At 56.0% G+C, this 20,781-nt stretch carries 14 protein-coding genes and 3 pseudogenes; 11 read left to right on the forward strand and 6 right to left on the reverse strand.

Going from position 1 to position 20,781, the window contains the following annotated elements; translation table 11 throughout:
• Nucleotides 1-46: 46 nt before the first annotated feature.
• Nucleotides 47-307, reverse strand: a pseudogene (locus V5279_RS03635) (IS66 family transposase); the annotation flags it as partial.
• A gap of 10 nt (nucleotides 308-317) precedes the next feature.
• Nucleotides 318-770, reverse strand: coding sequence for a hypothetical protein (locus V5279_RS03640; RefSeq protein WP_338695176.1), 453 nt, complete (start codon nucleotides 768-770; stop codon nucleotides 318-320).
• Nucleotides 771-988: 218 nt separating this feature from the next.
• Here V5279_RS03640 and V5279_RS03645 point away from each other — a divergent pair.
• The 4 genes and pseudogenes from V5279_RS03645 (at nucleotide 989) to V5279_RS03660 (ending at nucleotide 3,301) form a co-directional block, all read left to right on the forward strand.
• A pseudogene (locus V5279_RS03645) lies at nucleotides 989-1,736 on the forward strand (IS6 family transposase).
• Between the two features lie 260 nt (nucleotides 1,737-1,996).
• Nucleotides 1,997-2,748 (forward strand): annotated as a pseudogene (locus V5279_RS03650) (linear amide C-N hydrolase); the annotation flags it as partial.
• Nucleotides 2,749-2,870: 122 nt separating this feature from the next.
• Nucleotides 2,871-3,188 carry a hypothetical protein gene (locus V5279_RS03655; protein ID WP_338695178.1) on the forward strand — a complete coding sequence of 106 codons (318 nt, stop codon included), beginning with the start codon at nucleotides 2,871-2,873 and terminating at the stop codon, nucleotides 3,186-3,188.
• Complete coding sequence (locus tag V5279_RS03660; RefSeq protein WP_338695179.1) at nucleotides 3,173-3,301, forward strand: hypothetical protein; 129 nt, start codon at nucleotides 3,173-3,175, stop codon at nucleotides 3,299-3,301. Before V5279_RS03655 ends, V5279_RS03660 begins: the two co-directional genes overlap by 16 nt.
• A gap of 8 nt (nucleotides 3,302-3,309) precedes the next feature.
• Here the strand turns inward: V5279_RS03660 and V5279_RS03665 are convergent, their stop codons facing one another.
• Nucleotides 3,310-3,798, reverse strand: coding sequence for a hypothetical protein (locus tag V5279_RS03665; RefSeq protein WP_338695181.1), 489 nt, complete (start codon nucleotides 3,796-3,798; stop codon nucleotides 3,310-3,312).
• Nucleotides 3,799-4,025: 227 nt separating this feature from the next.
• Here V5279_RS03665 and V5279_RS03670 point away from each other — a divergent pair, with 227 nt between their 5' ends.
• The 3 genes from V5279_RS03670 (at nucleotide 4,026) to V5279_RS03680 (ending at nucleotide 9,167) form a co-directional block, all read left to right on the forward strand.
• Nucleotides 4,026-4,553 carry a hypothetical protein gene (locus V5279_RS03670; protein ID WP_338695183.1) on the forward strand — a complete coding sequence of 176 codons (528 nt, stop codon included), beginning with the start codon at nucleotides 4,026-4,028 and terminating at the stop codon, nucleotides 4,551-4,553.
• 2,060 nt (nucleotides 4,554-6,613) lie between these two features.
• Nucleotides 6,614-7,057: a hypothetical protein gene (locus V5279_RS03675; RefSeq protein WP_338695185.1), complete on the forward strand. Its 444-nt coding sequence runs from the start codon at nucleotides 6,614-6,616 to the stop codon at nucleotides 7,055-7,057.
• The gene (locus V5279_RS03680) at nucleotides 7,047-9,167 is read left to right on the forward strand and encodes an ATP-binding protein (protein WP_338695187.1); all 2,121 of its coding nucleotides are present in this window, start codon (nucleotides 7,047-7,049) and stop codon (nucleotides 9,165-9,167) included. Before V5279_RS03675 ends, V5279_RS03680 begins: the two co-directional genes overlap by 11 nt.
• Before the next feature lie 39 nt (nucleotides 9,168-9,206).
• Here the strand turns inward: V5279_RS03680 and V5279_RS03685 are convergent, their stop codons facing one another.
• The gene (locus V5279_RS03685) at nucleotides 9,207-9,392 is read right to left on the reverse strand and encodes a hypothetical protein (protein ID WP_165126703.1); all 186 of its coding nucleotides are present in this window, start codon (nucleotides 9,390-9,392) and stop codon (nucleotides 9,207-9,209) included.
• Between the two features lie 287 nt (nucleotides 9,393-9,679).
• On the opposite strand from V5279_RS03685, the gene V5279_RS03690 reads away from it, so the two are divergent.
• Entirely contained in the window at nucleotides 9,680-10,537 is an 858-nt protein-coding gene (locus tag V5279_RS03690) for a replication-relaxation family protein (protein WP_338695190.1), read from the forward strand.
• 806 nt (nucleotides 10,538-11,343) lie between these two features.
• Nucleotides 11,344-11,673 (forward strand): hypothetical protein, encoded by a 330-nt coding sequence (locus V5279_RS03695; protein WP_338695192.1) that lies wholly within the window; start codon nucleotides 11,344-11,346, stop codon nucleotides 11,671-11,673.
• A 169-nt stretch (nucleotides 11,674-11,842) separates the two neighbouring features.
• On the opposite strand, the gene V5279_RS03700 is transcribed toward V5279_RS03695, so the two are convergent.
• The gene (locus V5279_RS03700; RefSeq protein WP_338695194.1) at nucleotides 11,843-17,437 is read right to left on the reverse strand and encodes an Ig-like domain-containing protein; all 5,595 of its coding nucleotides are present in this window, start codon (nucleotides 17,435-17,437) and stop codon (nucleotides 11,843-11,845) included.
• Nucleotides 17,438-17,553: 116 nt separating this feature from the next.
• Here V5279_RS03700 and V5279_RS03705 point away from each other — a divergent pair, with 116 nt between their 5' ends.
• A complete protein-coding gene (locus V5279_RS03705; RefSeq protein WP_338695196.1) occupies nucleotides 17,554-17,691 on the forward strand; it encodes a hypothetical protein in 138 nt (45 codons plus the stop codon).
• A gap of 988 nt (nucleotides 17,692-18,679) precedes the next feature.
• Complete coding sequence (locus V5279_RS46875) at nucleotides 18,680-18,904, forward strand: hypothetical protein (protein ID WP_414645895.1); 225 nt, start codon at nucleotides 18,680-18,682, stop codon at nucleotides 18,902-18,904.
• Between the two features lie 366 nt (nucleotides 18,905-19,270).
• On the opposite strand, the gene V5279_RS03710 is transcribed toward V5279_RS46875, so the two are convergent.
• Nucleotides 19,271-20,701, reverse strand: coding sequence for a hypothetical protein (locus V5279_RS03710; RefSeq protein WP_338695198.1), 1,431 nt, complete (start codon nucleotides 20,699-20,701; stop codon nucleotides 19,271-19,273).
• Nucleotides 20,702-20,781 lie beyond the last annotated feature (80 nt).

The following is a 20,781-nucleotide window of genomic DNA, read 5'->3' on the forward strand; positions in this document are numbered from 1 at the left end:
CTGCGCGCCAAGCTTGGTCTGCTCAGCCAGAAGACCAAACTCGCGGAGCCCAGCGGCTGAGGCAGTAATTGATCGCCTTGGTCGTGTCGTTGTTCCTGGAGAGCTTGGCGCGCTGCTCGCGCAACCACGCCTCCAGCTCGACCATCAGGGGGCGGCTACGCTCCTGGCGCACACGCAAACGCTCCTGCGCGGTAAGACCGTTGATCTCGCGCTCAATGGCGAACAGAACATCGACGCGCTTGACCGCCTCGGCCGCGATCGACGCCTTGCTGAGCCGCGCGAGATCAAATAACTTGCGCCTGCCGTGCAGCATGGGCTTATCGTTTGCCGCCGTTCGACTTTCCGGCATCTCCGCCAGTGCTCGCGCGGTTCTCGCGCTTACGAATGAACGTCTCATATCCCTCGGGATTAACCTCCTTCAGGCGATCTAGCGCGCGCTCAGCTTCCAGATCGGCGGCCTGGCTATGACGCTGTTTGATCTCGTTTACTTTTGCTTCCATCCCTGTGAGCTGCCCCATTGCTGTTGTTACATTCTCGGATGCGATCTTGAGCTTCGCGCCTGGTCGTGTTTCCTCAATGCCTACGAGCATCGCCCTAAGCTCTTTAACGGCATTGGAAAGAATGACCAGCTGTTCAGCTAAGCCAATCTCAGCGCTTACGTCATTATCGACTTGCCGGTGAAAATTCGGTGCGATGTCCTGCACCACCGACCCGCTGAGTGGCGCGAAAAACGGAAAACTCAACCAAGAGAACCAATTAGGGTTTGACATTGATATCCTCTCGGCGATCGTGGTGTTCTACCTCAGCATATTCCAGCAATTGGCGTGCCAATCGGCCTTGGTTCCGATGACGTCGCAAAGTACAGATATCATTTCCATCGGGCATGCAAACCTAGCGCGGCCCGGATGTACAGTTCGGCTTGTCGCCGCAGGTTAGGCGGCACCGTCAAGTTAACGAATTGGAGCGGCCGAGGGGGTAGACAGCAGGCATGCCGACCGCCCGGGACCCTCTTTATCGCCGCCATCGCTTCCCACCGGAAGTAATCAGCTATGCCGTTTGGTTGTATTTCCGGTTTTTCTTAAGCTTGCGCATGGTCGAGGAAATGCTGGCGGCGCGTGGCATTGGCGTGACCTATGAACCGTGCGCCAGTGGGTACGGAAATTCCGCAGGGCGTTTTCCGATCGGATACCCGAGCGCGCACTCGCTCGCGGTGACAAATAGCATCTGGACGAAGTCGTTATCTCGATCGCGGGCGAACAACATTGGCTCTGGCGCGCTGTTGACCAGAATGGCTTCGTTCTCGACGTCTTGATCCAGCGCCGAAGAGACTCGCGCGCTGCGCAGCGGCTCATGAAATCGCCGGCACGCCGCCGCGCGTGATGATCACGGACAAGCACCGTTCCTACGGCGCTGCGAGGGCGAAGATGGGCTTTCACGTCGAACATCGCTAGCACAAAGCTCTCAACAATCGGGCCGAGAATTCTCATCAGCCGACGCGGCGACAGGAGCGGATCATGAAGCGTTTCAAATCGTCCCGTCGGGCTCAATGGTTTCTGGCAGTTCACGATCAGGTCGCGAACCTTTTCCACATCCCCTATCCCGAAGCCGTCACTGCCGACTTCCGTCGTGCTTCGCGCGAGCGAGCCTTTGCGACTTGGGCGAGATCTCCACGACAAGCGCTATCGCCGAATCTCGAACCTTTGAAAAGCGCCTCCTTCGGCTCGGCGGTCGATTAAGTTGACGATGCCGCCCGCCGAGACGAGCCGGGGTCGGTTATCGGCGCCGATTGTCAGCTTTCAGACCAATGTCGACAACTTGACCTACACACCCGATACGAAGTGCCTGCAGAACCTCCCATTTTCGATTCGGCACGGCCCTTGCGTGGTTCGGGGCACCATCGCCGATCGCTCACATCCTAATCGAGGGAGTAACATGCCATGCCGCAGAGAACTTTCGTCCTGTCCGCTGGCCTTGCCGCGCTTCTTGCTATCGCGCTATCGCGCCGTCGATTGCACCGGCCTGCACGCGTCTCGTCTGTCTCGGCGTCCATGACCAAGTGATCACGGCGCGGACGATGGACTGGAAGAGCGATCTGAAGACCAATCTGGATCTTCCCGCGCGGCATGGGGCGAGGTCGGGCCTAACTCGCTGGCGTGGACCTCGAAATACGGCAGCGTGATCGCGTCAGCCTATGACTGCACCACTGACGGGCTGAACGAGGCTGGCCTCGTCGCCAACGTGCTGTGGCTGGCGGAGTCGGAATATCCAAAGTTCAACCCGAGCAGGCGGGGCCTCACGATCGCGGCCTGGGCGCAATATGTGCTCGACAACTTCGCGACTGTGGAGGAGGCCGTGGCCGACTTGGAGAGGGAGCCGTTCATCATCGTGACCGACGACGTGTCGCAGGACGAGAAGCGGCTTGCGAGCCTGCATCTGGCGATCTCAGATGCGAGCGGCGACAGCGCCATCGTCGAATACATCAGAGGCAAGCAGGTCATCCATCACAACCGCAAGTACCAGGTGATGACCAACTCGCCGATCTTCGACAAGCAACTCGCGCTCAACGCCTATTGGGAGCAGATCGGCGGTGCCGTGTTCCTGCCCGGCACGAACCGCTCCTCCGATCGCTTCGCCCGCGCGGAATTTTATGTCAACGCGATTCCGAAGGACGAGAATCGCAACCATGCGCTGGCGAGCGTCTTCAGTGTGATCCGCAACGTCTCGGTTCCCTACGGCATCACGACGCCGAGCTCAAGAAGGTGTGGCACGCGTGCGCCGGCTTCTTCGGCGACATGATCCGGCTCATCATTTTGTGGGGATGTCGGAACGGAGAAATAGGACGGCTGGAACGAGCCTGGCGTGAAGGCCGCGTGGTCACCATCCCCGGAGAATTCACCAAGAACGGGCGCGCGCACGCAATCCCGATCCTGCCGATGGCGCGTGCGATCCTCGATCGACAAGAAAAGATCGGCGACAATTGGCGAGACAAGAATACCGACTATTACTTCCCCGCTCACATCAAGGGTACTCATTTCAACGACGGGTCGTGGGGAAAGCTGAAAAAGGAGATCGACAAGCGATCAGGTGTGACCGGATGGCAAGTGCGCGATCTTCGGCGAACTTCCGATCCATGCTCGCGCGCCTCGGAACAACACGTGAGATCGCAGAGATCATGCTCAACCACGTGACAGGCGGGGGCAAAACCGACCTCGACGAGATCTACGACAGGTACGATTACCTGCCGGAGAAACGCGCTGCGCTGCAAAAGCTTGAAGCGCGTCTGAAACGAATGGTCGGCTAATCGGCGAGCTAAGACAGATTCCGTAGATGCAGTCGACGGCACTTGCGACGGCTCGCCGCCTTGCGTTCGACAGCGGGCCGCTCGGCTGCGAGCGTCTGTTCGGAAAGTGCGATCTTCGTCTGCACCTCCGCCAGCGCGTCGGCATAACCGTCACGCGTCAACGAGCAGGTGGCGACTGCCGCCTCCAACTTCGCGCGAGCCTTATCGTCGACATCAAGATCGGCTTCGAGGTGGTGGCGTTGGAGCTTTGACTTGGCGTCAAAGAACTCCGCGTCAGCAGCCGCATGGCTGCTGTTCAAGGTCTCGGCGCGCGCGCAGCGAGGCCAGTTCGGCTTCGAGTTGTTCCATGGGTGATTTTCGTCGGAGGAATGCCATGCCGACAAACTACCGGCCGCAAGGCGATTTGCAGAGGCCGGCGTTGTGGCGCGTCCCACAGCGAATGGCTTCTTGTGGCGTGCGCCAATGCTCCGCAAGGGCGCACGGTCCGCTTCATGCATTGCTGAAGATTATCGAGAACACCCTCCTTCCTTTCCCTTCCCGGAGGTATATGGTGAAAGTGTTACTTGGAGCTGCCAGACGGACGTGCCGAAGTCCCCAAATATTTGTAGCGGCAGCCTCAGCGCCAACGGCGGGCATTAGTCTCAATAGATCAAGTTATTCTTTGGCGATCCTACGGCACTCGATCCATCGGTGTGCTGGCAAATACATTTTGAGGAGACTTTCAATGGACAAGCGCATCATCATCATTACTGCTGTCTGCTCCGCCCTAGGCTCAATCGGCGCAAGCGGACTTGCGCTGGCGGAAACCGTCGGCCGATATGAATGCAACATCGTTGGCGCGGTAAGCCAAGAACCCATCGGTGACAAGGATGGGCATCGGATCACTGGCGTCCAATATTCTTGCTCTGGTGTGGAGGGCCTGGTGAAAGGCGCGGTCTACTCAGGGACTTCGACCAGTGAATGGGATGGCCCTCAAGGAACCTATCTGTCCGGCGGGGGGACTGTCCGAGCGGCCGGGGGGCTCGCGGTCACCGAGATCACCGAAGGTAAAGGGGCCGCTGTCATGAAGGACGGCAAGCCTGCCGGCAGCGAAAGTTCCGGAAAAGCGCTGTTCAAGTTTGCTTCCGGCACACTTGCCACACTCTCAGGAAAAGCCGTTAGATGGGAAACCAAACCAGCTGGCGTTGGTCGATTTAGCATCGAATTGACGGATGACAGCGAAACGGTCGCGGTCAGTACGAGCAAGCAATAGCAGGTGCAAGTCATTGGTAGGCTCCTGTCCTGAGTGAAGGTGAACCCATCATCTCAGGACAGGGACGCGATGTTAGGCCGCATCTGATGGTGCTTCGGAGCCATCGGGTGTTTGTTGCACGCGTGGGCATCGCAGCTGGCTGCTGTGGCCGCGCCCACCCGTCATATTTTTGCGCCCGGTTCTCGGCGCGCTGACGCGCATGCGGACCACGGCGGCGGTCGCGAAGCGAGTTCAACCGGATTTCCCCTTCCAGTCTCCCTGCGTTTCCAGTCCGTGAAACAATAGATTCCGGTCCAATGATGGACGGGTTTCTCGCAACCTAGGCAGCTAAAGAGGCCTGAGCTGATCACCGGAGCGGCGCTCCGCTCTTGAACCGCAGAATAAACCGCGTCGCAGCCGGGGCATGAAAAATAGACGATCATTAGTCTTCCTTGGAGCGCCCAAAGCGTCCTTTAGCCGCGTCGTCAGTGCGATGCTAGGAGTTGGTTGCCGGTGCGGCGAAGAAGAGCATGCGATCGATGATCGCAAGCGTAGGGCATCACCACTCCAAGAATCGCTCAATGTCGGAGGCGCTTTTTAGACCGGCGGCCTAGATGGTCGACGAGGACGAAAATTGTCCCGATCACGACAGCTCCGACTGCTACGGCATCGATGATCAAAAGCACTGGAATTTCGCGCAAGAACTTTACCCCTAATGAAAAAGGCCGCAATGCACTGCGCACTGCGGCCCGTCCGGGAAAATTGCCTGTCAGTGCAATGATAATACTCCAGCCCCGGTTAAGATCGAGGGTGCCGCAACGATGTCGAGAAGTGGAGTCTAAACTGTTGTTCCTGCAGGCGGAACATCCCGCATGTTGCGGAGCGGTGACAGGAAATGCCGCAGTGTGAGGCGGAGCCTTCTGGATGGACACGTTGCAAGCGGCGAGGCGGCTTATCGAGACGGCTGGGTGATAACGGAATGGATCAGCGCGCCACCCCTTGCCATGACGCAAGAGTAAGCCTTGTGCGACCAGCTTTCGGCACGTTGGATTGACGCGCTGTATCGCTGCGTTCTCTCTTGTGACGCCGCTCTAGTGGGCGGCCTATTTCACTTCGAATGTCATCGGTAACGTTTCAGAAAGTGCCGCAATGTCGGGCTTGAACCGGGAGGACGATCGTCGAGCAAGTTCGTGAGCTCGTGACGCAATACGACAGGTACTATGACGTTTACTAGCACAGGAGCCACGTATGGAGATCTGCTATAAATGTACGTCGGCTGACACTTAACAGCCGTCGCGACGGCTCCAAACAAGGAGCTAAGCGATGACTGGAAAGGAAGTGGTCAACTGGCGTGGACTTAAGGCACTTGGAATTCCCTACAGCCGTACACACTGGTTTCGGCTTTGCGCTTCTGGAGAGGCACCGCGGTTTTTCAAACTCGGCCGACACAGAAACAGCCCGCCAGTATGGTGGCTGCACGAGATTGTCGAGTGGCTTGAAGCTCGCGCAACAGCCAAACCTGCCGACGCTCCGAAGAAGTAGGAGCGGGGCTGGCCCTCCAAAGCCAGCCCTTCCTTCTAGAACTTTCCTGTCGAAGCATCTTATGCCCCGCCGTACGCCCCGCCTTTAAGGTAAGGCGGGGTCAACGGATGGTATGCGCAAGCCTGGGGCAGCATGTTGTCGTCGACAAACCGGACTTCTGCGCGCGACTTGCGTGCCTAGCGGCACGTAGTGGCGACGCCCGCGCCGCCTAAACCCATCAGGCGGAACCACGGATAGGTTGGCGTGCGGCACGAGGACGGCCAGCTAAGAAGCTGTACGATCGAGCGCCGTTCCGGTTGCTCCGAGGTACCGCTGTGTAGTTGCAATAGCCCGGCGTCCGCTTCGCGCTGTCGCGCGTACCGTCCGAGCGCTCATCCTCAAGCAGATCGGGCAGACACCACCTTACGCGCGCCAGACCAGGGCGCGCGTCCAAACGTGCTCGCCCGATTGATGCGGCGCATCAGCGCCCATCGCGGGAACTTCTGGTCTTTCGCATGTCGAACGTGCATACTCATTTCTTTGCAGAGGAGGGTTACTCCATGCAACTAAAGCTCAAGCGCTCACAACGCACGGGCGGCATGCTGAGCGGCAAGGTCATCTTTGCTCTCGATGCACGCACCGATCTCACGCCCGATGAAAAGGGTTTAGTGAGCAAGTACGGCCTTGGAAAACTTGTCGTATACGACAGCGAGGCCCGCAAGAAACATGGCGAGTCTGCCTACGGCCATTTCGATGAAGGCGCCAGCAGCACCGTTGGACGCTCGCTGTGGAAAAACGCACGCGGGATTGCAAGCGCCGCCATGATGGCACTCTCGCTGCGCGTCACCGTCGAAAGCTTGACGAGCGGCCAACACATCGAGTGCAAGGATCTAGATGAGCTGCTTGGAGCCGAGGCGGCCATTCTCAACGCGTGTAAGAGCCTCAAGGCCTATCTCGAAACGGCGCGGACCTTCGACGGGCGGGAGGAGGTCGTTGAGTTCTAAGCTCCCAAAATACGAACGCCCTTCTCCTTTCACCCCGTTCCTGCGTCGCTTCACGGACGAGCGGGCACGTGAGCTGTCGGACACTATTACCCTATATGACCAAGTACGCGCGGCGCATCGCGGATCAATGTGGGCGCAAGAAGACTCGATCGCACGCGTGAATGCGCACGTTGCAGAGCAGGTCGGGGAGATTATTGAACGGCCGGCGCCAACTACGGTTATCAAGGCGTTGGATCGGTGCCAAGAAGAGATCCTGGCCCTAGAAACGACCATCTTCTCCTGGCCCGACATGGACCTGAACGCCGCGACGCTGTCCATCAAGGAGCACGTGGACCTGCGTCGCTTTCTCCGTGCGAAGCAACACTTTCTCGCGAACGACGAGCGCGTAGGCGATCTGCTCATTACGGCTCTACGCAATGTTGGATGGGGCTTTATTTCCAGCTTGCCTGAATTGTCCGAGAGCGCGGATGCTGCGCCGCTCACGGTTCCACTCATCTGTCTGCTGCGCAATCCGCATCAAGTCGTGGACAGGATCATCGGCACGATCTGCAAGCAGGGGCACGTGGAGGCGGGCCTGTTTACGGCGTTGTACGAGCGATTGTACGCCAATTTGTGCGAGGCCTCGGGGGTTTCGCCGGAAGATGAGAAACATCGAAGGCCGATGGTCTACGCAGCCGACTCCGAGCTCCCGCCGATCGAGCTAGTCGAGACATATCTGAAATGCACTCCCTTCGTTGACCTCTTTCTTTGCCCGGTGCCCTTTAGTATTCCTGCAAAGACCCGCTTTGAGCACCAATGGATTGTTGCGCCGCCAGGCGCCGGAAAGTCGACGCTCCTTCAATACCAGATTTTGCGCGACCTCGATCTTGTAGCCGCGGAGCAAGCGTCCATCGTCGTCATGGAAAGCAACCGCGACCTCATCAAGGCGGTCGAAGGGTTAAAGGTGTTCGCGCCGGGAGAACGCCTCGACGGCAAGCTGGTCATCATTGATGCCGAAGACATCGAATGGCCGGTCGCTCTCAATCTATTCGACGTGGGGATCGAAGAGACGCAGTCCTACTCCCCTGCCGAGCACGAAGGTTTCCGCAACGCCGTGCTCGCGCTGTACGACTACATCTTTAGCTCGTTGCTGTCGGCGGAGATGACCAGCCGCCAGAATACATTGTTCCATTTCACGATCGAGCTTCTGCTTACCATCCCGTCGGCTACGATCGATACTCTCATTGACCTGATGCAGCCCCGCGGCCTCACTCAGTTCGAGCAGCATCTGTCCAAGCTCGATCCGGATGCGAGGCGGTTTTTTGAGCTAAAGTTCAACAGCAAGGAGTTTGATCGCACCAAGGAGCAGGTCGTTGATCGCCTATTCGCTGTAAAGCGCATCCGGACGCTCTCGAGAATGTTCGCGGCGCCGAAATCTAAGTTCGAGTTTTTCACCGAAATGGGCGCTGGGAAGGTTATCCTCATCAATGTCCCACAGAGCCTCCTTCAAGAAGACGGTGTCGAAATTGTGGGCCGCTTTTTCATCTCAATGATCTTGCTCGCGGCGCACAAGCGTCAGCTTCTTCCCAAGGAGCCGCGTCTTCCGTGTTTCGTCTACATCGACGAGTGCCAGGACTTCATCAAGCGCGATCCCAAGATACCGGTCATTCTTGATCAGGCACGTAAGCTCAACGTCGGCTTAGTCCTCGCGCATCAACGATTGCAGCAAATGCAACCGCATGTCCTTGATGCACTGTATGGCGCGACCGCAATAAAATTCGCTTCCAAAATCAGTGACGCGGCTGCTCATGCGCTTGCCCGCGACATGCGAACGACGCCAGAGTTCATCCTCAATCAGCCATCGTATCATTTTGCGGCATACATCCGCGGCATGACAGATGCCGCGCTATCGGTCGGCGTGCCGGAGACTGACATGAATGCGATGCCTCGCATGACGCCGGCTGAGCATGCTGCCGTTCGTCAAAGCACCCGAGAACGCTATTCGGTCGAGCCAGCGGCACCGGCAGCTGCTTTGAGGGATGCCGGGACGCGGCGTGCAACGGTAGAAAAGCCGCCTGATGCAGGGCCTGCGGCAGCACCAGATTTTGGCGGCGATGATTGGCGATCATAGCAAATCAAAAGGAAGCCCGCCGAAGCGGGCCTGAAGTCGTTACGTTGCGTCGGCTGCCTTTGAAGGACACGTGCTTGCGCGGTGTCCTGGCTCGTTACAGATCGAGCACTTCGGAATGCGTCGCTCGCGAGCCGTGCCGCCCAATAGCTCATTGAGTTCGGCGTCTAATTCTTCGCGCTTGTCGATCAGATCTTTGACCCGTGCGATCTTGCCGTCCAAGTCCATTTGCATCACCTCCTTCCGTGAACAAATAGCCGATCGACGATCGGTCGTCACTGCTTGCATGGATGCACGTCACAGCGCGTGCTGTGCTATGTGCCGCTACACGCATGGATGACGAACTGTAGCTATTGTTCACTTTTTATTGGTCGCTCGGCTCTGATCGTACGCCTGCGAGGTCGCATCTGGTACAGTCCTCTCTTATGAATGCGACCTCAACGTCGGCGACGAACCGTCGGCCTCGCTTTCGGCGCTCGGCAGAACCGGTCCCGTTTCGAGTCACGGAAGGTGATGTGCTGATCTTGCGGCAGTTGCTGCGCTATCGCTTCTTGAGATCCACCCACATTGCGGCGCTCGTTGGCCGCTCACTTGATCGCACGAATGACCGATTGTGTCGGCTGTTTCACGCCGGATACGTCGATCGGCCGCGAGCACAGCTCGACTATTATCCCACCGCTGGGTCGGCGCCGATGGTGTATGCACTCGGGGCACTCGCGGCACACCTTCTCTCCGAACGCGGGGTGGACTGTGCAAACATGGATCGGACCCGAAACAATCGAGAAGCGGGCCGGCCATTCATTGAACATCAACTGGAGATCGTGGATTTTCACGTTGCCCTGGAGCGATCTATGCGCGGCCGCAGCGACCTCCGGCTTATCCACCCTGAAGAGATCATCGCGAGCGCGCCTGAATCCACTCGAAGAATGCGAAACCCGTTCGCATTGCGAGCCAGGATCTCGCAAGCCGAGCGCGCGTACGATGTTGGCGTCGTACCGGATCTTGCGTTCGGTCTCCAATTTCCGGACGGCTCTCGCCGTTGCTTCATGGTAGAGATCGATCGTGGCACCATGCCGGTGAATCGTGCTGACGCCACACAGTCAAGCTTTGGACGTAAGATGCGGGGGTACCTCCATGCGCATGCTGAGGGACGGCATACAAATCAGTTCGGGTGGAAGACATTCCGCGTTCTCGTCGTCACGACCGACCAACACCGTACCCGATCGATGCTCGAAACGCTGCGGCAATTAAAAATACCGCAGAGTCTTGGACCATCGCTGTTCTTCTTCGCCTCAGGCGGAGAGCTGCGATCGAGCGATCCCCTTAGTCACATCTGGAAAGACGGAACCGATCGCGCCGTGCAGCTGATCTAGGTACTCTGTGAGTGCACTACCGCTTCCTGCTGCGGCCGGAGGCCTGGATGGGCCAGCGAAAAGGCCGTGGACACAAGTGCACGGTGATCTAAACCTAGGAGAGAGCCGTGAATGGAGAGCCTACAGCGCATCAAGGGACTGCTCAACAAGAATAGATCGGGTTTGAACTCGATCAGATCCGTCAGCAAGTGAAGGCAGAGAAAGCCGCCTTCTCAGCAGCCAAAAAGCCACGCCGGAAGAAACTGGGTAATCTAGGTCTGGTACTTCAGAAGGCATGAGAGGGCGGGAGAGAGGAACATAGGACCACTAAGAGGAAAGGTCCGCGCGAATGCGGGCCTCACTTTTTATTCCGGTGCCCTGTCTGTTTCGTAGCTTGGCGCCAACGCGATGTCGAAATACAAAAAGTTCGAGGACGAGAGTGAGCACGATCCCAGCGTTTTCATCTTCGCCCGGCTACCCATTTGAGTGGCATATCGAATATCGTGGCGAAGACGGCGCCCGACGGCAGCTTGAACCAACCACCGTTATCAGGAGCCTTTGGACGCAGTCGTGCCGAACAGCGCGCGCACTTACATGCGGTGTTCTTGTTCACAGAGTGGGGGAGAGCAGCACCTCTTTCAACGCTCGCTGAAAGAACGAGCGGAAAACACCTCATCATAAGAAAGCTGGCAGTGATTCTTGCGCACGTTTAGCAGCATTGCGGTGAGAAGGAGCCAGGTTGAAAAGAGCTACTTTGTGAGTAGTTCCGATTGGCCTGTCCACATACCCATCTCCCCTGTTCTCACATACGTGATAAGATTTTCTGTATGGCTAAGAAGTACCGTAATGCAACGATTGTTGGGGGCCTGCTCTACCTAGTGATTTTCTTCTGTTTAGATCATTTACCATCAGTGTTTTTTGAATCGCAAACCGCACTGGGGAGATTGATTATATATACAATTATTGCTCCGGTTCTCAGTCTTGATAACCTTATGGGTACTTTATACCAACCGTGCATCTTTCATTTCAGCGGGTTTTGCGCCATAGGTGCTTTGGTTGCCGCTGTGCTGCCATATTTGCTGTTGTTTCTTGTTGGCGGCGCTTTCGGCGTATTTGTACAATTAATACTCGATAGAATTCGTACCGCTTTTTTGTAGACATTGCTTCTGCTAAGCGAGACCCGCCAGGGCGATTCAGCTCGCTGTCGGTAAAGAGAACTGTGTTAAACGAACGGCCGGGTTGGGCCGATCGGGCTCGATGCCTATTGATTACAAATCCAACAGATACGGGAATCTAAAACTAAACGTGTCGAAGGGCGCCATCGCCTTAGACCAAGTGGAAATCGCTCTGGTGCCCTTGCAGCTGCGATAGCGTCACGCCGACCAGCGTGATCGCATCTCCGTGTCCATCAGCAATGATCGCGCCGGCGCTGCCGGCCGTTGCGTGATTTAGTACGTCGGCAACACTCACGAACATCGATCTTTCGAACTGAATAAAATCATTGTTGATATTAAAATCCGTGATGACGTTCGTTCCGAAATTGGGACGGAAGACAAATGTATCCGGCCCAGCGCCACCAATGAGCGTATCGCCGCTGCCGCCGATCAGAACGTCCGGCGCGTTGCCGCCGACCAGCGCATCATGCCCGGCTGACCCATCGAGCACACTTTTTCCATTGATGATTCCAGTGAGCGTCGTGCTCATCCCCGATTGATAGATCACGTCCGGGTTGGAGACCAGAACGGTCAGCGTCGACGTGTGGGATCCGCCGTGCCCGTCGGAGACCGTGTAGTTGAAGGTGTCCTGAGCCACGACTTGCGATGGAAGAGCGCCTTTATTGGCATTGTAGACATAGCTCCCATCGGCATTCAGCGTCAGCGAGCCGTAGGCGCCCTTCACAACATGTCCAACGCTGGCTTCTGAACCGTTAACGGCACCGACGACTAAATGATCGTGAATATCACGATCGCTGTCATTCGTCAGCACGCCGACTGAGGCCGGTACCGAAAGCGTCGTGCCCTTGGCGACGCCGTTGCTATCGGGAAGCGCGGTGGGGTCGTCGTTGGCACCATTGATGACAATGGCAATCGGCTCGATGGACGTTGCGCCGTGGTCGTCCATGACTGCGATGTTGTATGTCCCACGTAACGACTCACCAGCTGCTAGGAAATCGAAGTAGTGATCGTCGGCACTGAAAGTCCACGAAACCTCGCCAATATTTCCGTTCGTGCTGTCGCTGACCAGCGCGGCTTCAACGGCATGGATGAGAGCATTGGACGTATCAGTGGGAAGCGGAGTCCATGAGACAGCTCCGTCGGCGTTCATCCACTTGAATGAAAATCGATCAAGAACTGCGCTAAGCTGATGCGTATCTGAAAGGTCTGCATCGGTAAACAGCAGCTTGCCACTCGTGGTATCTAGATCGTTGCTGCCGGTCTTGCCTACAACTTCGGTAATCGAATGCGACGCCACGTTATCCGTTGCAAGCCACGGTGCGTGATCCGCACCGGTGGACTGTGGAGAAATTGCGTTCGTGAGGTTTGAGCCGGTGAAAGCGTTGGCGATGACGTTAAGGAAGCTCGGATCCTCGGCTGCGCTTTGAAGCGCTGCCGACTCGGCGCCCTGCGCAAGCTTCTCGACCGCGCTGACCGCGTGAATTAAAGCCTGGCCTGTCAGCTGCGAACTATTCTGCTCTAGAGCAGAATTACTTGCAGACACTACGGCTGCCACAGCAGATACGATTCCCGTGCCAACTGAATGATGCAACGCTTCGGCGGAGGTCGTAACAAGCTGACTCACGAAGCTCACGTCGGCCAGATTGATTGGTTCTGTTCCCGAGGCGGCGATCATCTTCGCGAGCGCCTCGAAGACCTCGACTGTGTTTTGTTCTATAGGAGCTCCATTGCTGGTCAGTGCCGATGCAACCAGTGCGACGGTATTCATTACCTCAGCGCCGACAGAATAGAGCTTCGCGGCATTCTGGTTGTTCGCTAGCATCGCCGCAATTGGGTCAAAGGTCGTCAACTCCGTCGAAGTATCGATCCCGAAAGCTGCGCGCACTTGCGCTTGCGCATTCGACCCGCCTTGACTTTGGAGAACTGAAACAAGTGTCGTCAGTGGCGTGATAACACTCGATCCAGATGGTGCTGAAAGCGTGCCCTTGAATGACAACCCGGTCGAAGTGTCGATTCCTCCGGAAGCAATCAGTATGCCACTGCCTCCTGTTAAAACGAAAACTCCATCTGTGTTCGTGGTGGTCGAACTTTCACCAGAATCGAGCTTCCCATTCCCATTGGCATCGGCAAAAATGGTTGCCCCAATGACATATCCATCAACCAGCCAGCCGACGAGCTTGTTATACTCGACGTCCTGCAAGTACAAGCCGGCATCGTGGCCACCAAATCCGACCCATATATTGTGTCCAGCACGGACTTTTGGCAAACCATTGACTAGACTGTCCAACAAGGAGTTTGAATCGCTGAAGTTTAGTTTCCAGGTCGACTCAAAAAAATTGAGTGTGGTGTCCCTCAATAGTTCAATAGGAATCGAGCCACTTGGAGCGAACGCTGAAGCCTGATGGGACAATAGTGGAACCGCCGCGATTGGATCGCGTAGATGAAGGAAGTTCGTTATGCGAGGATCATCCGACGATGATCCATTGTCTGACCCAGGTGATCCGATTGTCCAAGCTTGGAAGCGCTGATCGTCCGGAAATTCGGCCATGAAGTCTTGGGCCATCGCAGCGCCAAGGCTGTGACCCGAAACGAGGACCTGCTGTATACCGTTGGACCCGTCCTCAATGTAAGACTTCAGGGCATCCACGAGTGGGTGAAATTTATGGTAGTGATCCGAGAAGTTGACGAAATCAAAGGTGTCGCTCTGCTGGTCCGTACCGCGGAATACCACAGCAAGCGTTCTCTTTCCTTCTACGACTCCCGTCAATATCAGAGCACCAGCCTCCGATGGATCGGAATTTGACGGAAGCTTGTCTGCCTCGTCGTATGCCTGGTAAAAGCCATTCACCAGCGAGTAGTGGAGGGTGTCCAGTGCGCCGTAGTCGGCGGGCTTTATGCCTAATTCCATGGCAGACAAGGCGTGCCATCCACGTACCTCGGCATCCAAGCTTACGTTTTCGCTTGTGTCCGGTGTATGGGGCTGCCACGCCAGCGGATCTGCGGGGTCTGGGGGGTAGGGGTGAGAGGGATCTGCGGGGTGAGTAAAGGGAGTATTGGGACCATACACCTCGTTAGCAAGCTTAATCATCTCGACGGCCATTTGGCGTTCGGTTGACGTTATATTTTCACTGTCAAACGGTTGAACCACATTATTGATTGGGCCCTGAAATTTCACAGCTTGAACACGTGACGTAACCAAGTCGACCGCAGGAAGCTGCTCCGATGCTGGACCCACGCCTGTGGTTGTGGTCTGCCAGCTTGGTCCAAATCCAAAAACCACCGAAAAGAGGTAATTCCCGGATGACCCCGGTAGTAAGAGAACGTCATTCGGATTGTCCCCGCCCGTAATTGTCTGGCGCGTATTGTCCTGAAAGCCGGCGAAGCCTCCGTTGGTGAAATCGAAAGTGTCAGCCCCGCTGCCGGCGGTAATCGCGTCGTTGCCCGGAGACCCGACCAAGAGATCATTGCCATCCCCAAGAGCAATTTTGTCGGGCCCGTTGCCGCCGGTTATTTTGTATCCTTGCCCGATCGCGTCGCCCGCCGTGAAGGTGCGCGTCGGGTCCCAGCGAACCGTCGCCGTTAGTTGGTAGTTCGCCACATCGGGCAAGGTGACGACATCGTTCCCGCCCAGCCCCTGGTAGATCGATTGCGGGTTCGCGTCTATCGCCTGCTTCTGCGCGTCAGTCAGATGGTTGAAGTCGACCGTGTCGGCTCCCGAGGTAAATAGAGGCGCCGTTTGCGTAACCGTCTGAAAGACAAGGTCCGTTCCGCCTATACCGTCAGTTTGGATCTTGAACGCGTTGCCGCCAATAGAGCCGGTGATGTGGTATTGAAATGTCGCACTAATTGTGTGGACAGTGAGCGTTGATCCATCAAACAGCGCACTCGTTGTCCTCGGGTCGATACCGGCGAGATCGACGATATCTCCCGGCAATAATCCGGATACTATTCCCTGGAAACTTTCGGGATAGTCGAGACGCAAAGTCGACGTGCCGAAATTGAAATATGTTACCTGACCGGTACTGGTCAGTGGCGACGCTAGCTCCAGAGTGGAGCCAGCTATCGTTGCTGAGAGACCGTTACTCAGAGGGGAGTTGAGATACACTCCACCGCCGGTGACATTGATAACGCCGCCCTGTGGGGCCGGCTCCACGATCGGATTAAATGCGAACTCTTGGACATTCGTCGCTTGCAGAAAATGAGCGGTGTTGCTCCTACTGTTGATGATTAAACTGCCAGCAAGCTCCGAAATGACGTAGTTGGACCTTGCAGAAGGAAAAATAGCGACATTAAAGCCATTGTCACCTCCCGTGAAGCTATCGAAATTGGGCGAAAATGAAATGCCATCAACGTCATAGAACTCGTTGAGAACATTCGGCTCGCCGATAAAGAAGTCACTGAATTGCGTACCCGCAACGTATTTGTTGTTTCCGTCTACCAGCGGAAAGTCGTTGATGTTCACTCCGGTGACACGAAAATCGAACACGTGTGACACTATCTGCGAAGTGCCCGACGGATCGAGGGTGTTGTCGTAAAGGATATCCACGCGTCCGTCGCCAAGTACCGCTATGCTATCGAACGTGTGGTCCGTCGGGTCAGTGGCGCTTGCGAGCACGTTTCCGTTTGTGTCCAACCGAACGATGTGCGTCGCGATATTATCGCCATACGCAAGAACAAAGACGTTGTTGCTCTCCAGCTGCAGTCTCACCTTCTCCGGCGAGGTACTGGATGTCTGGAATGCATGGCGGTGGAGAACTCCAACAAGCGGTTGGAATATTGCAAGCTCGACTTGGTTGCCGACGACGTTTCCGTTGCCATCGGCAATGCTCTCGTCCCACGCGATGGCGTAGAGGTTGCCGGGGGAGGCTTGTTGGACAAGACACAATGATCCGGGGGCGTCCTGAAAAGTAATGTGGTTGGTGTCACCCGGATAGGCACTGAGATCGGGATCGATTCGGAAGGTGAAGCCATTACTCTTGAGCGAACCATCGAGATTGTATCCATTTACAAGAATCGAATCATGACCGGAAAATGAAAACGCTGCCGCGACGACATAGGCACCACCGGCCGCGGCGAAGGTCCAGTTGGGTAGGGATGCTTCGCTTGCAAATGTTCCAAGGTTCAGCGTTACGATACCCGTAGGAGTGTAATCGCCGGCACTATTGAAACTTGGATCGCCGCTGTTATGATTGAAGATGTCGAAGCTGATAGAGTATGCACTAGTTGTTGGATTGTATTGATCCCATGCAACGCCGTACGAACTCAGTACGCCTGCGCTCGTTCTGAACGGCTCGAAGATGGTGTTTTCGATCTTGCCGCTAAGCGGACCGGCAATCTGAGTGCTTGCGCTCGCGGAGAGCGATCCATCGCCCCCCGTGATAAAGCTCTCTTTGATGTAATTGTTACCGTTCGAATCTTGTGTCTGGAAGACCGAGATCCCCTGCACACTACTCGGGCCGGTATTGGTGAGGATAAGATTTTGGTGGAGCGGCGATTGGTAAATCGTCGAAGCGTCCACGAATGCATAGCCATCCGTCGACGACGACAAGGGAGGCTTTGGCAAGAAAAACGGATCAAGCTGAACGGCGTAACGGAAGAGCGTGCCAAAGTCGCCGTTGGGCGAAAATCCATAGAAAAGCTCTAGCGTGCCAGTGGCAACGTTAACAGTCAGAGTCGGAGGATAAATATGCGGCCCCGGGACGGGCTGAGACCAGGGAAACGCAAACGTGCCCCAATAAGTTGTCATGGCGCCGTTCCCTCCAGAGCATCGTGGCGGTCCCCTAGACTTGCGCCCAGGCCGACACGTTCGTTGAGGTGCTCGCCTTTCGCCCTGGCCGTTTCGCAACCCAATCGTTACGCGCAATGACGCTCATCGCGACGCCCATGGTCTTTGCCGCTGTTAGGAACGGCTATGCCAGCGAACATCCAATCTTGATTTCAGCCGCAGGAAGAAAAAATCCGGCGGGGCTGCCTGCCGATGGCATTGATGCTGCCAGTTGAGATAACGGAGACTTCGGTGAGTCGCCGTTTTGTGGGCAGCTTCCGGCGCGCAATTGCGCCTGTCTCAATCTGACGCTCCTTTCGTCTGAGTGGCAAGCGGTAAGAAGCGAAAAGTGATGGCGCATTAACGGGCGAAGCGCGGCACCCGCGTACTCGTAGGCTTCGTCAAGCGCTTCCGGGTTAAGGCCGGGGATTTATTTGGAGGTACTCCCACAGGAGCCGCGGCGCGTTCGACGAACAGCAGGATGGGCAGTGTCGGCGCGCAAGACGTTTCTAAGGTGCGCATGTTCGCACCGAGGGCCCTGACAGCTTTTCGCGATCTCTTGATCCCGAACTCCCAGGCGGACAAGTTCGCGCACTGGAAGTAGCAGGCGATTTATATCCTCCTTTGCCCCGGTCGAGCCGGGCTAGCGAGACCGACGACAATGACTTTCGTCATCGTTTCAAGTCATCTTTGTTTCCTCTTAATTTCTTGCTCTTGAAGTCGCGTGCATGAATCATTTCGTGCGTTGCATATGTCTCCAACGCAGGCAGCTTTTCCGCCCGGTTTTGTCTCGCAGCTATTCGGGCCGACGAAACAGTCCTGTGCCCCAGGGCGATATTTTGTGCACCAAGCGGCGCAGGTTATTTTCCCTGCCGAACATGCCGCCGTCGCCGCATCTGCTGTCCCAAGCGTAAGCACGAGCAATGCCACTACAGCAATCCAAACTGTTTTCTGCATCCTATCCTCCCGTGTAACACTGCAGACTAGCAGGCGCACCACGGTAGCCTGAACGGGAATGTTGCGGAAGTCGCCAACAGGACCAATTCGTCCCGAGCTCCCTCGATCGAACGTCTCAACCTAGGAGCCGTGAATGGAGAGACTACAGCACATCAAGGAACTGCTCGACCAACAACAAAAGATCGGGCTCGAACTGACGGCTCTTTGGGTGCCGAGCGTCGGCATCGGTGGAGTTACAACGAGAAGGTCCGCCTCATTGACGAGACCATGCAAGTCGAGGAGACCGTCTGCGGCGTTGCGCGCCGACATGGATTGGCACAAAGCCTGCTGTTCACCCGGCGTCGGCGTCAAGGCGCGCCAGGGCTGCCTAGGCGGCGAGGCCGTACCGGCTCTTATTCCTGTCGAGATCGCTTCCGCGCTGCCGGCCCTGGCGTCGACGTGCGCGTCCGCAACCGTCTTCGCCTCCGGGACCGCGTGCAAAGGCCGGAATAATCGTAAATCGTAAGTTCACGGTCGTGCCGGCGTTAATTATTGCGTTTGAACCCCTTTTCTCTCAGGGCTCTCCCCAAAGGAGAGTCCGGGTAAGAGCCACATTGCGAGACACAGATATCCCTCTTGTTGATGTGGATATTGGGGTTGTTCTGACAGCAGGAAACGCACGTATTGTAGTGGCCGGTAGAGCACGAGCCCGCCGCGTAAAGAGCAGACGTGGAAAGGATGACGAATGCGACACCACCCAGGATCGTTCGGATCATGACATCCTCCAAAGCGGGCATACCTGAGCGCGCTTCCAATCAGACCTAAACCTGGTTGCAATGCAAAGAAATAACAAGCGAGACAACATCGTTGCCCGCGGGTTCAAGAGCCGTCCTTAAAGGTAGGTACCATTTCGATCTTGAGTGGGTACTCGCTACTTTGCGTTTCGCCGAACTCAAGTGCTTTTTTAACGACACTCATGATGCTCTCGTCGCTCAACAAAAACTGTCCTGAGAGCTTGTTAAAGTGATCCATGTTTTCGAGCCGTGTTACGCGCTTTCCCTGTTTTCGAGTGGCAGTGACAAAGCGAAACCGAGCATCCAACTCGACGGAAAATCCGTTCTGACGAAGCATATCCCAGAAGTGCGCGGGATTGTACATCGAAACAACCAGGACTTTCCCGAACACCATATCGAACAGATTGTTCCGCTCGATGGGCCACCAAAAAAGCGGAATTGTTCCGCGGAGCACGATCGGAAGACCGTCGGTGCCATATCCTACAAACGAAGCAACAACGCAGTTATCACGAAGCGCCTTATCCATGATCGTTGGGATGTGCTCTATGACGGGGGCGATCCTTGCGTTGAGGTTTTCGCCGTCTCCATTGAGTAGCCGGTTAGAAATCCGGCGTTCGCTAAGCCGAATTGCTCCAATGAGAAGGCTTTCGCTCGCTTTTTGATACGCGAATCCTGCTTTTAGGCTTTCACCAACCGCCCGGTTCAACTCATTAAAAAATATGCGGCCGTTTACATTGATGGGACTTTGCTGTTCGCGCTGCTTGGAGGATTCAAATGCGCGAGCTATCTCCGCCATTTGCCGCTTTAAACGATCCCTAATCTTTTGGGCCAGCGGTTCCGAACGTTGCGAAGGCGTTTCTGCGAACGCGCCTGCCAAGCTTGTCGGAAGATTGAAGCCCGCGCCAAAGAGACAGCCCAGGGTTATTTCATATCTGTCTTCGCCGATTTTCTTTGTCTTCAACTCTCCTATTGACGCAACTCTACCCATTTCTGGGCTGATGAAGCTTACATCTCCCATTCGAAGAAATGATGTAATACCGTGATAAAGAACAAAGTGTCTGTTGAGCCCCTGTAGCTTCTCGACGAAAGCTCGTTCGCCTATTCCACCCACGCCTGGCGGGAGATGCGTTTGTCGCTGACGGTTGAGATGCTGCTCAATCAGAGGCACATCATCACGGTAAAATATCCAAGCGTACCCATCGCCGATAACCTTTCCGATGCCAATCGCGGACTTAATAGCTTTCGAATATCCATCCAATCGAGCCATTCGACGACCAAACCAAGCGGGCTGATAGGTTGTCCTTCCCGCTATCAAACGTTGCTTTTCTTGAGCGACTGCCATGTACTGGGTTTGGAGTATCCACTGAGCGTCAATCAAGTGCTTTTGGACTGCGATAAGATCAGCCCCGTCCGCGTTTTTTGCTTCGGCTTTTCCGCTCCTGAGAGTCTTCCAACACAATTCAAATAGCGCACCAGCCCGATCGATTGATGCTGCTACCTTCCGACGCGAGATCATTGGGCTGCGATCCGAATTCTGCTTGGGAAATTTACAAGAACGGGCGGCTCTTCACTTTCCGAATCATACGCAACTTCAGC

The organism is Bradyrhizobium sp. 26S5, assembly GCF_036923295.1.
GTDB classification, from domain to species: Bacteria; Pseudomonadota; Alphaproteobacteria; order Rhizobiales; family Xanthobacteraceae; genus Bradyrhizobium; species Bradyrhizobium septentrionale.